The organism is Vibrio alginolyticus NBRC 15630 = ATCC 17749, assembly GCF_000354175.2.
In the GTDB taxonomy this organism is placed as follows: Bacteria; Pseudomonadota; Gammaproteobacteria; order Enterobacterales; family Vibrionaceae; genus Vibrio; species Vibrio alginolyticus.
In genome coordinates this window covers 2,945,288-2,960,308 of sequence record NC_022349.1, presented here as the reverse complement: position 1 = coordinate 2,960,308, position 15,021 = coordinate 2,945,288, and the positions used below count along the sequence as shown (strand labels likewise).

General features: G+C 44.6%; 12 protein-coding genes. 4 read left to right on the top strand and 8 right to left on the bottom strand.

Annotation, left to right across the window (positions count from 1 at the left end):
• The first annotated feature begins 24 nt into the window (after positions 1-24).
• A complete protein-coding gene (gene ppk2, locus N646_RS13605) occupies positions 25-801 on the top strand; it encodes a polyphosphate kinase 2 (protein WP_005381743.1) in 777 nt (258 codons plus the stop codon).
• 62 nt (positions 802-863) lie between these two features.
• Here ppk2 and phoU read toward each other — a convergent pair whose 3' ends face one another.
• Genes phoU through N646_RS13585 form a run of 4 tightly spaced genes read right to left on the bottom strand, consistent with a single transcriptional unit; the run spans position 864 to position 6,322 of the window.
• The gene (gene phoU / locus N646_RS13600) at positions 864-1,562 is read right to left on the bottom strand and encodes a phosphate signaling complex protein PhoU (protein ID WP_005381744.1); all 699 of its coding nucleotides are present in this window, start codon (positions 1,560-1,562) and stop codon (positions 864-866) included.
• 30 nt (positions 1,563-1,592) lie between these two features.
• Entirely contained in the window at positions 1,593-2,411 is an 819-nt protein-coding gene (gene pstB, locus N646_RS13595) for a phosphate ABC transporter ATP-binding protein PstB (RefSeq protein WP_017820558.1), read from the bottom strand.
• Positions 2,412-2,413: 2 nt separating this feature from the next.
• Positions 2,414-4,087, bottom strand: a complete 1,674-nt coding sequence (gene pstA, locus N646_RS25220; RefSeq protein ID WP_017820557.1) for a phosphate ABC transporter permease PstA — start codon at positions 4,085-4,087, stop codon at positions 2,414-2,416.
• 30 nt (positions 4,088-4,117) lie between these two features.
• Positions 4,118-6,322: an ABC transporter permease subunit gene (locus tag N646_RS13585; protein ID WP_017820556.1), complete on the bottom strand. Its 2,205-nt coding sequence runs from the start codon at positions 6,320-6,322 to the stop codon at positions 4,118-4,120.
• Positions 6,323-6,529: 207 nt separating this feature from the next.
• Here N646_RS13585 and ppk1 point away from each other — a divergent pair, with 207 nt between their 5' ends.
• Together ppk1 and ppx are read left to right on the top strand one after the other, a co-directional pair.
• A complete protein-coding gene (gene ppk1 / locus N646_RS13580) occupies positions 6,530-8,620 on the top strand; it encodes a polyphosphate kinase 1 (protein ID WP_017820555.1) in 2,091 nt (696 codons plus the stop codon).
• Positions 8,604-10,109 (top strand): exopolyphosphatase, encoded by a 1,506-nt coding sequence (ppx, locus tag N646_RS13575; RefSeq protein WP_005381749.1) that lies wholly within the window; start codon positions 8,604-8,606, stop codon positions 10,107-10,109. Before ppk1 ends, ppx begins: the two co-directional genes overlap by 17 nt.
• Before the next feature lie 82 nt (positions 10,110-10,191).
• Here the strand turns inward: ppx and tnpA are convergent, their stop codons facing one another.
• The 4 genes from tnpA to phoB all read right to left on the bottom strand — a co-directional run bounded on the left by tnpA (position 10,192) and on the right by phoB (position 13,745).
• Positions 10,192-10,626 carry an IS200/IS605 family transposase gene (gene tnpA / locus N646_RS13570; RefSeq protein WP_017633711.1) on the bottom strand — a complete coding sequence of 145 codons (435 nt, stop codon included), beginning with the start codon at positions 10,624-10,626 and terminating at the stop codon, positions 10,192-10,194.
• 131 nt (positions 10,627-10,757) lie between these two features.
• Positions 10,758-11,717 (bottom strand): PstS family phosphate ABC transporter substrate-binding protein, encoded by a 960-nt coding sequence (locus tag N646_RS13565; protein ID WP_017821959.1) that lies wholly within the window; start codon positions 11,715-11,717, stop codon positions 10,758-10,760.
• Entirely contained in the window at positions 11,717-13,015 is a 1,299-nt protein-coding gene (gene phoR / locus N646_RS13560; protein WP_005383667.1) for a phosphate regulon sensor histidine kinase PhoR, read from the bottom strand. The genes N646_RS13565 and phoR overlap by 1 nt, the downstream gene beginning before the upstream one ends.
• Positions 13,016-13,055: 40 nt before the next feature.
• Positions 13,056-13,745 (bottom strand): phosphate regulon transcriptional regulator PhoB, encoded by a 690-nt coding sequence (gene phoB / locus N646_RS13555; protein WP_005381752.1) that lies wholly within the window; start codon positions 13,743-13,745, stop codon positions 13,056-13,058.
• Positions 13,746-13,969: 224 nt separating this feature from the next.
• Between phoB and rdgC the strand changes: the two genes are divergently transcribed.
• Positions 13,970-14,884, top strand: coding sequence for a recombination-associated protein RdgC (rdgC, locus tag N646_RS13550; protein WP_017821958.1), 915 nt, complete (start codon positions 13,970-13,972; stop codon positions 14,882-14,884).
• Positions 14,885-15,021: the final 137 nt, after the last annotated feature.

Here is a 15,021-nt window from a genome sequence, read left to right as displayed (position 1 = left end):
TTATCAAGGAGTGAGGAAAGGTGTATGTCTAAATTGAAGAAAAAGGAATACGAAAAGGAGCTCAAAAACCTTCAAGTTGAGCTCGTAAAACTTCAAGAGTGGGTCAAACACAAAGGGTTAAAAGTGGTGGTTCTGTTTGAAGGCCGTGATGCTGCGGGCAAAGGCGGAGTGATAAAGCGAATTACAGAAAAGCTAAACCCGCGTGTTTGTCGCGTAGTGGCTCTGCCTGCACCGACCGAAAAAGAAAAAACGCAATGGTACTTCCAACGTTACGTCGCTCATTTACCATCTGCTGGTGAAATCGTTTTATTTGACCGAAGTTGGTATAACCGAGCAGGTGTCGAAAAAGTCATGGGGTTCTGTACTCCAGACGAATACGAGGAGTTTTTACGCTCTTGCCCTGAATTCGAGAGAATGTTGCAACGATCTGGGATTATTCTGATCAAGTATTGGTTTTCGGTTTCAGACGAAGAGCAGGAAAAACGTTTTCTAGGTCGAATTAATACGCCGATCAAACGTTGGAAATTCAGCCCAATGGATTTAGAGTCACGTCATCGCTGGGCGGAGTATTCGGAAGCAAAAGATAAGATGTTTGCCTATACAGACACGAAAAACTGCCCTTGGTGGGTCGTCCCTTCTGATGACAAAAAAAAAGCGCGCTTGAACTGTATCAGTCATTTACTAAGCCAGATTGATTACAAAGCACTTGAGTACTCACCCATCGAATTACCTGAACTCAATAAAGAAGGTTACGTCAGAGCGCCCATTGATGATCAGACCTTCGTTCCTGATAAATATTAACGTGCTTTCCTTCTCTCTAATAAATAGGCCAGCCTAAAAGCTGGTCTATTTGTTGAAGTCAGTTACTTCAGTACGTCATCAATACTTTGATCACCTAGGTGGCGTACATCTTTCCCTTTCACAAAGTAAATAATGTATTCACAGATGTTCTGGCAGCGGTCCCCCACGCGTTCAATCGCGCGTGCAGACCACATCACTTGCAGAATATTAGGGATATTTTTTGGATCTTCCATCATGTAAGTCATCAACTGACGAATCACCGCTTCATACTCGGCGTCTAGTTTGTCATCTTGTTTGTGCACCTCTGCTGCCGCTTCTACATCCATACGGGCAAACGCGTCTAAAACCTGATGCAGCATATTAATTGCCTGACGGCAGAGAGGCTCTAACGACACTTGGAATTGTCGTTCTTTTGATGATGGGCTTTCAATGGCAACGTAAGCAATACGTGTCGCCACGTCACCGATACGTTCTAAATCAGTGATCGTTTTGATGATAGCCATGATTAAGCGCAAGTCTTTTGCCGTTGGCTGACGCTTAGCAATAATGCGTGTACAAGCGTCATCGATCGAGACTTCCATCGCATTCACTTTATGATCGTCACGCACAACCTTACGCGCCAGTTCGATGTCTTCTTTATGCAAGGCTTGAATAGCATACGAAAGCTGCTGTTCTACCAAGCCTCCCATGGTTAATACATGAGTACGAATCGATTCTAGCTCTACGTTAAATTGTCCTGAAATATGACGTCCAAAGTGCATGATGTTCCTTATTCCGTATAGAGTCGCGACTTAACCGTAGCGACCCGTAATGTAATCTTCGGTCTGCTTCTTCATTGGCGAGGTGAAGATCGAGTCCGCGTCAGAGTATTCAATTAACTTCCCCATATGAATGAATGCAGTATGATCACTCACTCGCGCCGCTTGTTGCATGTTATGGGTAACGATAACGACAGTATATTGAGTCTTCAGCTCATTGATAAGCTCTTCAATAGTTAAAGTTGAGATTGGATCCAACGCTGATGTTGGCTCGTCCAATAACAGGACTTCCGGCTCAATCGCCACCGCGCGCGCAATGACCAAGCGCTGTTGCTGACCACCAGATAAGCCAAATGCGTTCTCATGCAAGCGGTCTTTTACCTCATCCCACAACGCCGCCGAGCGCAAGGATCGCTCCACTGCGTCATCTAAACTGCGGCTGTTTTTTACACCTTGTAAGCGTAAGCCATAAACTACATTTTCATAAATAGACTTAGGAAATGGATTGGGTCTTTGAAACACCATCCCCACTCGGCGTCGAAGTGTCGCAACATCGACATTGGGATGATAAACATTCTTGCCATGTAGACGTACTTTGCCTGTGACTCGACACCCTTCCACTAAGTCGTTCATGCGATTGATGCAACGTAATAACGTCGACTTTCCACACCCTGAAGGACCGATAAAAGCGGTGACTCGCCCTTTGGGAATTTGCATCGAAATATCATGCAGCGCCTGAGTTTGACCATAGAACAGATTAAGGTTCTCGATTGAGATTGCTGTTTGTTCATCCGTTAAATTATGAACGTCCAATGGTGGCTCATAACCTAATGTACTATCAAAATTAAACATACTTAATCTTGTCCTAACGTTCTGTATTTTTCTCGTAAATTATTGCGAATACTGATTGCTGTTAAGTTTAGCCCGACAATCACTGTCACGAGTAAGAAAGAGGTGGCATAAACTAATGGTCGCGCCGCTTCGATGTTGGAGGTTTGAAAGCCAACATCGTAAATGTGAAAACCTAAATGCATGAACTTTCTATCCAAATGCACATAAGGGAATTGTCCGTCAACCGGTAAACTGGATGCCAATTTCACGACCCCCACCAGCATCAGTGGCGCTACTTCGCCAGCTGCACGCGCAATCGCAAGGATCAAACCTGTGATAATAGCTGGCGTCGCCATAGGCAAAACCACGCGCCATAGCGTTTCGAACTGAGTTGCACCAAGTGCCAGAGAGCCATGTCGTACGGAGCTCGGAATTCGAGTTAAACCTTCTTCTGTCGTCACAATCACAACTGGAAGCGTCAGCACGGCAAGAGTTAGTGCTGACCATAACAAACCCGGCGTACCAAAGGTTGGTGCCGGTAACTTCTCCGCATAGAATACGTTGTCGATAGAGGCACCAATCGTATAAACGAAGAAACCTAAACCAAACACGCCATAAACAATCGATGGAACACCCGCTAGGTTTATAACCGCAATACGAATAACTCTGGTTAGAGCATTATTCTTAGCGTATTCATGTAGATAGATAGCGGCGATCACCCCGAGTGGCATCACAATGATCGACATGATGAGTACTAAGAAAACCGTACCAAATATCGCAGGGAACACGCCTCCTTCGGAGTTAGACTCTCTTGGATCTTCAGATAAAAACTTCCAAACCTGTTTTCCCCAATGCATGACTTTATCAGGCAGTGACATTTGGTTTGGATACCAGTAGTCCAAAATGTCTTCGAGCGGAATCGATACTTGTGACCCCGTCATATCCTCGGCAATCAAGGCATAGTCAGAGAGCTGAAGTCGTAAACCATCAAGTTGCAAATCTAACGTCGCAAGCGCTTTTTCTATCTGCTCTTTTTTCGTCTGATTTTCCTTTAAGAAGCTTTCTGTCAGCGTGTCATTCAATTCATGCTTGCGCTTTTCTAATCGCAACTGCTCTAGCTTCCAACCAAGCTCTTTAAGCTGATCGACCACCAAAGAATCAATCTCATGGCGCAGAGTTTCTGCATCATCAAGCTTTTTATTTAGTATCGATTGAATATCACTGGTGTATATATTATCGCCATCTTGAAACGCCACCAGCTTACCAAAGAAATAACCACCGCTACTGCGCTCTATCACCGCCCACTCTTCTGGCGTCGTGGGCTCATCCAACTGCATTTGCAATACGGAGATAAAATCGGCGGGATACAACTCTCGGTTGGCGATTTTGATACTGAGTCGCGTGGCAAAATCTTCATCGTCTTCTAACTGTTGTGCTGCGCTTTCAGGCAAATAACTCTTCGGTACAAAGCTGCGCTCATACACTTGACCAATCAGAATAGTATTTTCATGTAGCACTTCGCCTTGTACAGGTGTCAGCGCTGCAACATTCCACTGATACAAGGGCGCTGGCCAAAAGTAAGTCAGGCCTTTCCAGCCGATAAGGAGTAACAACCCTAATACCGACAACAAACTGATGCTGACTGCACCGCCTGTTAGCCATATCCACGGTGCGCCAGAACGAATCCAATTTAACACGTTATTACTCGCTCTTTATTCAAACCATTATTACAACGCACGGTACTTATCTCTCAGTCTCTGACGAACCCACTCCGCAAGCGCGTTTACTGCAAACGTAAACACAAATAAAATCAATGCAGCTAGGAACAGCAGGCGATAATGCGAACTTCCAACTTCCGACTCTGGCAACTCAACGGCGATGGTCGCCGACAGGCTGCGCAATCCTTCCAAAATATTCCAATCCATTAATGGCGTATTGCCCGTTGCCATTAATACAATCATGGTTTCGCCAACAGCGCGTCCCAGGCCCATCATAATGGCAGAAAAAATACCTGGGCTTGCAGTAAGCAAGACAACATAGATTAAAGTTTGCCAAGGCGTGGCCCCTAATGCCAAAGAGCCATCCGATAAATGCTTCGGTACAGAGAAAATGGCATCTTCGGCAATGGTAAAAATCGTCGGGATAACAGCAAACCCCATCGCTAACCCCACCACCAATGCATTGCGTTGATCGTAACCAATACCATGCTCGGTTAAGAATAAGCGCATATCGCCACCAAAGAACGTCTGCTCAATCGTAGGCGAAATCCACACTCCAAGCCCAATCAGTACCAATATGACAGGCATGAGCACTAAAGCATGCCAACCATTAGGCAGACGATTCCGCAAAGGTTGCGGTATTAATGCCCATAGCCCGCCCATAATCATGGTGCTCAAGGGCAAAACAAACAGCATAACGACGATCGTAATCAAATGATCTTCGACAATAGGCGCGAACCACAATCCCGCGAGGAAACCTATGATCACCGTCGGCAGTGCTTCCATTAGCTCAATCGACGGTTTTACTACACGACGCATGCGTGGCGACATAAAGTAAGCCGTATAAATAGCACCTAGCACTGCGAGCGGTACTGAAAACAGCATCGCAAACATCGCCGCTTTTATCGTTCCAAACGCAATAGGTACTAGGCTGAACTTAGCCTCAAAGTTATCGCTCGCCGAAGTCGATTGCCACACAAATTCAGGCTCAGGATACCCTTCGTACCACACTTCTTGCCATAATGAAGACAATGAAACTTCCGGATAGGCATTGTCCACTTCCGCAACATTTAACGCATTATTTTGCCAAGTGATTAAGTAGCGTTCATTGTTAGACATTGCTGCGATTGCGGGCGCTTGATTGTACGCACGCTTAAACAACACCAGTTTTTCACTGGTTGTATAATGGCTTTGCAACGTGCCGTTGGTGTAAAAGCTATAAAATCCTTTTCGATGAGAATCCGGCAACAAATACTTAAGCTCTGATGCCAATTTAAAATCACGAATATGCGTTAACGTGCGTTTTTCTTCTTGCAGCGTATCAAACCATTGCGACACCCGACCATCGTTGTGCGTCACCAAAAGCGAGTAAGCACCAGCCAATAAGTCTATCGTACGAACGGAATGCTTCTTATCACCTTGAGTGAGATCGACCACCTCTCGCACAGCAAATTTACGTGCGGTTTTCTTTAACACGATCAACTCAGAGCCATCGCGCAAATAAAGCGTTTCACCGTCAGGTGTCAACAACATTTGCTGAGGCGTATTAAAGCCTGAAGAGAACGTAAAATCGATCGTTGTAGGAGACGTACCCAAAGACGAAGCCACTTGCCAGCGAGCTTTCACTTCACCACTTTGCGTCTGCCAAACAACCGTTGGTAAGGGCGTCGAAGCTGCAAATACAAACTGAGTCACAGGATCTTGAGGCGTACTTAGTGTCAGATCCATGCTGGTGTCTAGCTCAATCACTTCCGGAGGACGTGTATTTTCTCTCAATGTAGCATTAAATTCTGGCTTGAAAAGGTTCGCTTTACCCTGCCCATCAACAAATCCATACCAACCTAGCCCAGGAGCAGATTGAGAGAAAGCGACGGGTTTCTGGGCGATTTGCTGTGTATACACCGCAGGTTTCGTAGGATCGTCCATCGACAAATATTGAATCTCACCACTTTGGGTTAGAACGAACGCGAGCTGAGCGTAATCATCCACTGAAATCGCAAGTGGTGTTTCAATATGAGTGGCTCGAATGGCTTGGTTGGTTTTGATCTCCGCATCAGAAAAAAGCGGAATGATCACCATGGCGAGGTAGACAAAGATCAAAATAAGCGCCGCGAGTACGCCGACACCACCGGATGTCACTGCAAGTCGAACTAAACGATCTTTTATCAGTCGTTTCTTATCTTTTTCCTGCAATGAAAACTCGGCTTGTGCCATTTATATCTCTACCTTTTTTGACTTAGTACTAGAATATGTCGTTAAGATGACAATTATATTACAGATCACATTAAACACCTGAAAAGAATACAACTCTTATGCAATGCGTGGTATGAAATAAATCTGTAATGAAAATCTCATAATGTTCTCACTCATCCATTTTTCCAAGATGAGTACGTAATACTTCACTTTTGGCTAGGTAAGGTTATGAGCGCAGAAAAACTATATATAGAAAAAGAGCTGAGTTGGTTGTCTTTCAACGAACGAGTATTACAAGAAGCTGCCGATAAAACCGTCCCTTTGATCGAACGTATTCGCTTTCTTGGGATCTTTTCCAACAATTTAGATGAATTTTACAAAGTACGCTTTGCGGACGTGAAGCGCAGAATCCTAATCAGCCAAGAGCGCGGTGGCAGTGATAGCCCTAAACGACTGTTAACCAAAATGCAGTCGAAAGCACTAAAGCTTAACGAACAATTTGATGAGCTTTACAGCGAGTTGATTCGAGAAATGGCGCGACGTCGCATTTTCTTGGTCAACGAGCAACAACTGGATGAATCGCAACAAAAGTGGATCGCGAAATACTTCCGTAGAGAGGTAATGCCGCATATCACTCCCCTCCTAATGAAAGACGAGATCGATGTTCTGCAATTTCTCAAAGACGAGTACGCTTACATCGCCGTAGAACTGCGTAAAGAAGAACATTACCAGTACGCTCTGATCGAAATTCCGACCGATCACCTTCCCCGCTTTGTGATGGTACCAGAACAGAAAGGAAAGCGTCGAAAAACCATCATCTTACTTGATAATATTATCCGCCACTGTTTGGACGAGCTGTTCAAAGGCTTTTTTGATTATGATGAGCTTAGCGGCTATGCGATGAAAATGACGCGTGACGCTGAATACGATTTACGCAATGAAATCGAGTACAGCTTGCTTGAACAAATGTCAGAGGGTGTCAATCAGCGACTGACAGCAAAGCCCGTTCGCTTCGTCTACGAACGCGATATGCCGCCTCAAATGTTAGAGTTTCTGTGTAACAAACTTAATATCTCTAACTACGATAATCTTATCCCCGGCGGACGCTATCACAACTTTAAAGACTTCATCGGGTTTCCAAATGTTGGACGAGAATATCTTGAAAATAAACCTCTCCCGCCAATGAAATGTGCCGATTTCGAAGGTTATGCCAACAGCTTTGACGCGATTAAAGCGAAAGATATTCTGCTCTATTATCCCTACCACACTTTTGACCACATTAGTGAGTTAGTGCGCCAAGCCTCCTTCGATCCCAAAGTACTTAGTATCAAGATTAACATTTATCGCGTCGCGAAAGATTCTCGCTTGATGAACTCTTTAATTGATGCAGTGCACAACGGCAAAAATGTCACTGTGGTCGTCGAACTGCAAGCTCGCTTTGATGAAGAAGCCAATATCGAATGGTCAAAAGTATTAACCGAAGCGGGTGTGCACGTCATCTTTGGTGCGCCTGGTCTTAAGATTCACTCAAAGCTACTGATGATTAGCCGACGCGAAGGTGAAGAAATTATTCGCTACGCACACATCGGCACAGGCAACTTCCATGAGAAGACGGCACGAATTTATACCGACTTCTCCCTTCTTACGGCAGATCAAGAAATCACTAATGAAGTCCGTAATGTCTTCGGTTACATTGAGAACCCATACCGACCAGTGAAGTTCAATCACCTTATGGTATCTCCTCGTAATTCTCGAACCCAAATCTACCGCTTAATTGATAATGAAATTGCGAATGCTAAGCTAGGGAAAAAAGCCGCTCTTACGATCAAGGTCAATAACCTAGTCGATAAAGGCATCGTCAATAAGCTGTATGGAGCAAGTACGGCGGGAGTGAAAATAAATATGATCATTCGCGGCATGTGCTCCTTAGTACCGGGCATTGAGGGGATCAGCGACAATATTCGCATCATCAGTATTGTTGACCGCTTTTTGGAACACCCACGCGTGGTGATTACCCATAACGATGGCGATCCGCAAGTCTATATCTCTTCTGCTGACTGGATGACAAGAAATATCGATCACCGCATTGAGGTGGCGGCGCCAGTCCGTGATCCACGTTTGAAACAGAGAATTATTGATATAACGAATATCCATTTTACCGATACAGTAAAGGCTCGTTTTATAGATAAGGAAATGAGCAACGCTTACGTACCACGAGGTAATCGCAAAAAAGTTCGTTCTCAAATCGCTATCTATGACTATCTTAAAAATATAGAAAAGCAAACTAGAAAACAAAATTCAGATGCCTCAAATACTTGAACAAGATACTCGCTACATTGCCGCGATAGACCTCGGCTCAAACAGTTTCCACATGGTAGTGGCCAAGGTTGTAGGCAGTGACTTACAACTGGTTAGCCGTCATAAACAGCGTGTTCGCTTAGCATCAGGACTCGACAGTGAATTGAACTTAAGTCACGCCGCAATGGAGCGTGCGCTAGAATGCTTAGCCATGTTCGCTGAAAGGTTGCAAGGGCTTGATGAGTCAAATGTGCGTATCGCCGCCACACACACACTAAGACGCGCTAAAAATGCCCACCTTTTCATCGAGCGTGCAAAAGAAGTGATGCCTTTCCCAATAGAAATTATCCCTGGAGAAGAAGAAGCCCGCCTGATTTACTTAGGTGTCGCGCACACTCAAGTAGAATCCAACTCCAAACTAGTCATCGATATCGGAGGCGGCAGTACCGAGATGATTATTGGACAAGAATTTGAGCCTGAGCTTCTCAACAGTAAACAGATGGGATGCGTCAGTTTTACAGAGCAATACTTTAAAAACGGCAAACTGTCAGGCAAAAACTTCAGTAAGGCGATGTTAGCGGCCGAACAAAAACTCGAGTCCATCGCCTCAACATATCGTAAAAAGGGCTGGGATATTGCTCTCGGCTCATCAGGAACCATCAAAGCGATTCAAGAAGTGCTAGTAGGATTAGGTTTTGAAGATGGCCTGATCACAGCGAGTCGACTGGATACACTTATCGAAACTCTGTGTAAATTTGATTCAATTGAAGATATTGAACTGACTGGTCTAACAGAAGAACGTAAACCCGTATTCGCAGCAGGCGTAGCGATTTTGTCCGCGATTTTCAAAGCGCTTCGCATTGAGCAGATGTTTTTCTCCGATGGTGCTCTGCGCGAAGGCCTGTTGTACGAAATGGAAGAGCGTTTTGCGCGCTCCGATATTCGCATGCGCACCACAGAAAATTTAGCCAACAAGCACCGAGTCGACTTAGAGCATGCCGCTCGTGTTAAGGGGCATGCACGTGAGATGTTATGTCAGGTACGCTCTGAACTAGGCATTAAGAAAAAGAGTGAGTTATTTGACTTACTAGAGTGGGCAGCGTTGCTTCATGAAGTCGGATTAAGTATTAACTTGCGTAGTTTCCATCGCCACTCTTTTTATATTCTGTTGCACTCCACCCTACAAGGCTTCAACCGTGAGCAGCAATTAGTGCTTGCAACATTAGCTCGCTTCCAGCGTAAAGCGCTCAAATTGCAAGAACTACCAGATTTCAACCTCTATAAACAGAGTGACGTTATAAGCCTCATCAAAATATTACGACTTTCTATCGTATTAAATGGGCAGCGTAATGAAGATCCATTGCCTGATATCACCTTATCTATCAAAAATGACGAATGGATTCTCACATGCACAGATGAAGCATGGCTAGAAAACAATAAATTACTTCACGCGGATTTACAGGAAGAACAAGAACGTTGGGACAGCGCGAAGTGGACACTCACTTTCTGATCTCGTACTGCCCATACCTAAGTAAATTACCACCTTCTAAAGAAGGTGGCTTTGTGTGAGCCCCCTAAAAGGGGGCCTTTGTTTAGTCCAGCGCCAATTGCTGCTGCTCTACTCGCTCTTGCTTCTCTTGATGTCTTACATATCGGCGTATTATTTCTTCATTGATTCCAACACTATCGACAAAATAGCCTCTTTGCCAAAAGTGATTACCCCAAAGCCTGTTCTTCCTAAGGTGAGGAAACTTGCTAAATAGCTTTAAGGCTATTTTGCCTTTCAATACCCCCATCAACTTGGATATCGAAAGCTTTGGTGGGACCTTTACAACTAAATGTACGTGGTCAACTTGTACGTTTAGCTCTACGACTTCACATCCAAGTTGATTACAGTAAACATAAATACATCGATAAACTTCTTTACCTATATTGTTCTTCAAGATCCTAAATCGATACTTTGGCGTCCACACTATATGGTATTGACAACGCCAAAATACGTGGGAAGCTTGATTGTATCTACTCATGTTATTTGTCCTCTTTGACTTCTGGAAAAATCAAAGACGCATTTAGCATGAGTAGTTTTACAGGCAAAGCCGAAACGGATGATAACCACCTACTGAAGTAGGTGGTTTAGGGCTGAAAATAAAAAGTCGGCTTACAGGCCGACTTTTTTTAACTCTTCTTCTGCAAAGTCTGCCGTAATGGGCACATAACCATCTTTCTCAACCAACGCTTGTCCCTGAGCAGAAAAGATAAAGCGAATAAATTCAGCTTCAATTGGTGTTAATGGGTAATCAGGGTGCTTATTCACGTAAACATATAAGTAACGTGATAGTGGGTACTTACCACTAACAATATGTTCTCGCGTTGGAGTCACGTAGTCATTTCCCATTTTAGCCACAGGGACTAAGCGCACACCTGCCACTCGATAACCGACACCGGAATAACCAATTCCACTGATGGTTGACGCTACAGCTTGCACAACTGACGCGGAGCCTGGCTGCTCGTTAACTCGGGTCTTGAAATCGCCGCCACACAAGGCATTACTTTTGAAGTAACCATAAGTTCCAGAAACGGAGTTACGACCAAACAACTGTACGTTTCGCTTTGCCCACTGTGATTCAAGGCCGAGTTGCTGCCAGTTTGTTACAAATTGACTTTCACCACAGCGTAGCGTGGCAGAAAACAAAGCATCTAATTGACTAAAGTTAAGACCTTGAATTGGATTATCTTGATGAACAAAAATACCGATTGCATCGATGGCTACCCTAAGCGCCGTTGGCTTGTAGCCATGTTCACGTTCAAACGCTTCAACCTCTCTTAAACGCATAGGGCGGCTCATGGGACCAAACTGAGCTGTTTGTTCGGTCAATGCTGGAGGGGCAGTAGAAGAGCCAGATGCTTGGACTTGCGCATTAATATTCGGGTAAATGGATTTAAACTCTTCAACCCAAAGCGTTGTCATACCCGCAAGTGTATCGGAGCCAACAGAGAGCAAGTTCCCGACAATCCCCGTCGTTTTATGATAACTCGGCAATGGTTTATCTTGAGCGCCAGCCATACAGGAACAAACAAGCGCGAATAAACTGAATGTTTTTGCCAATCGTAACGCCATTATTTCACCACCAAACGCTCAGGCAATACGAAAGAAAACTTACTGCCCACGCCTACTTCACTGTGAATTTCTAAATGAGAGTCATGGTGACTCAGCGCGTGTTTTACAATGGCTAGCCCTAAACCACTTCCTCCAGTATCACGTGATCTTGCTTTATCTACTCGATAAAAACGCTCGGTAAGTCGGTGTAGGTGCTGAGGTTCAATACCATCACCGCTATCTTCCACCTCTAAGCATGCGCCTTGAGAGGTCTGGAACCAACGAACATTAATGTTCGCACCAGGTGGTGTGTATTTGACGGCGTTATAAACGAGGTTAGAGATAGCACTACGTAACTGGTCATCATCGCCCAACACGCGTAGGCTTGCATCAACATCAAATTTCAATTTATGTTGGTTGTCCCCACTAAGGCTAACCGCCTCTTTTTCTAACACTTCAAGCATCGCGGGCACATTCACGACTTCCTCAAGCTCATGCATAGGTGCCGCTTCAATTTTAGATAGTGTCAGTAGTTGGTTCACCAAACTGTTCATGCGGTTAAGCTGCTCCGTCATGACACCATGAGCTTTGCTCCACATTGGACCCACGACCATATCAGGGTCTTCTGTCATCTCAAGATAACCTTGTAGCACCGTCATTGGTGTACGCAGTTCATGAGATACGTTGGCAAAGAAGTTGCGACGCATTCCCTCAAGTTGTTTTAACTGGCTAACATCACGCACCACCATCAAATGTTCACCTTCGGTATACGGTACGATACGTAGTTCTAGCATGCGTTCGACATTGAGTGGTGAACGCATTTCTAATGGCTCCGAAAAGTCTTTCTTGTTGAGGTACTTGATAAAATCAGGTGTACGAATGAGATTGGAGATAGGTTGACCTGAATCTTCTGGCCAATGGAAGCCCAGTAAGTGCTGAGCCAGCTTGTTGCACCAAACAATATTTCCTTCAGCACGGAATACCACTACCGCATCGGGTAGCGATTCTGCACCATTTCGGAATCGACGAATAAGATTAGTAAGTTCTTTTCGTTTGCGGCGTTGGCGCTGTTGTAAGCGATACAACCCATTGAACAAAGATTCCCAGTTACCGCTACCTGACGGTGGCGTGAGGCGTTTTTCATCCCATAACCAAGAAGATAAACGTACTTGGTTATGCAAATGCCACACAAGCTGCAATGCCGTAGCAGCCAAAAGCAACCACGGCATATAACCGAATATCCAACCTACTATCACCCATGGGGTGTAAAAAAAAGCCAGCTCCCAGGCCAGCTTTTTCCACGTTAATCTTTCAACCACTCATAACTCCAGAAATGGTACCGATAAGCTGCGTGTTAATTTATGCCTTCGTCGAGAAGCGGTATCCAGCACCACGAACAGTTTGGATCAGCTTATCATGCCCTGCAGCTTCCAATGCTTTACGCAGGCGGCGAATGTGAACATCGACTGTACGGTCTTCGACATACACGTTGGTGCCCCAAACATTGTTTAATAGCTGCTCACGGCTGTATACGCGTTCTTGATGCGTCATGAAAAAATGAAGCATCTTAAATTCTGTAGGGCCCATGTCTAATGGCGCATCATTAGCCGTAACACGGTGCGATACAGGGTCAAGCTTCAATCCCTGTACATCAATTACATCTTCTAGTGCAGTCGGAGTAACGCGACGAATGACCGCTTTTAAGCGTGCAACCAACTCTTTAGGAGAGAATGGCTTAGTAATGTAGTCATCCGCACCAACTTCTAAACCACGCACTTTATCTTCTTCTTCACCACGAGCGGTAAGCATCACAACTGGAATGTTGCGCGTTAATTCCTCTCGCTTCATATGTTTGATGAAGTTAATGCCACTACCGCCTGGTAACATCCAATCCAGTAAAACTAAATCAGGGAAGGGTTCAGCCAGTTTGGTTACTGCAGTATCGTAATCTTCCGCTTCTACCGCTTGGTAACCTTTCTGCTCAAGTACGAAGCACAGCATTTCGCGAATAGGAGCTTCGTCTTCAACAACCAGAATCCTTCTAGACATAATTGAGTAACCTTATGTTCGTTGAGCTAATGAATTTAAGAGACAAAGCGCCTCTCTTTGCATAAGCATTATCACTACCAATTATGACACTTTTGTGACCTTTGAAAACAAATTTTCATATAACTTTCTTTTGAGGTTCATTCGGATATTTTTCATTTCTATTAAGACATCAGCACAAAAATTCCCTATGATTAGTCCCTTGTCATCAAGCCTAGAGAAGATTTATGTGGTTTAAAAACTGTCTGGTATACCGCGTTAACCGCGAGGTTACTTTTAACGCCGAACAACTAGAAACTCAGCTGTCTGAATTCCGATTCACCCCGTGTGGCAGTCAAGACAAACAGAAATTTGGCTGGGTCAGTGCAATGGGTAGACATGGCGATATGATGACTCACGTGTCAGAAAACCGCATTCTGATTTGCGCCAAGAAAGAAGAGAAAATGCTACCTGCCTCTGTGATCAAAGAATCATTGAATGCAAAAGTAGAAGCAATGGAAGCGCAAGAAGGTCGTCCTCTGAAGAAGAAAGAGAAAGACAACCTGAAAGATGACATCGTAATGGATTTACTGCCGCGCGCATTCAGCCGCAGCAGCCACACTCACGTGCTTATCATGCCAAAAGAAGGTTATATCCTTGTTGATGCAAGCAGCTACAAAAAAGCAGAAGATGTATTAGCATTGCTTCGTAAAACCATGGGTAGTTTACCTGTTATTCCTGCTATTCCAGAAGTGGCGATTGAAACTACGCTAACCGAGTGGGTGAAAAGCGGTGACACACCTCAAGGTATCAGCATGATGGACGAAGCTGAGCTAAAATCCGTACTTGAAGAAGGTGGTGTGATTCGCTGTAAGAAGCAAGAGCTCACCACTGATGAAATCCGCAACCACATCGCTGCGGATAAAGTCGTGACGAAACTTGCGCTTAATTGGCAAGATCGTATTGAGTTCATTATGACGGAAGATGCAGGCATCAAACGTCTAAAATTCTCTGATGAATTGAAAGATCAAAACGATGATATTCCACGTGAAGATCAAGCAGCTCGATTTGATGCAGACTTCTCTCTAATGTGTGGAGAGTTCAGTGCTTTCCTTCCCAACCTATACGATGCGCTAGGCGGCTTACCGAATCCTAACGCATAATATTGTATAAAGGTTAACCATAACGCCCTCACTTTTTTTGAGGGCGTTTTTCTATCTGAAGCACAATTACCCTAGTCACAGTTCACATTTTGACGTAAAATTTGCGCCCCATTTCCATTAGGTGGAATTGGCCTGAC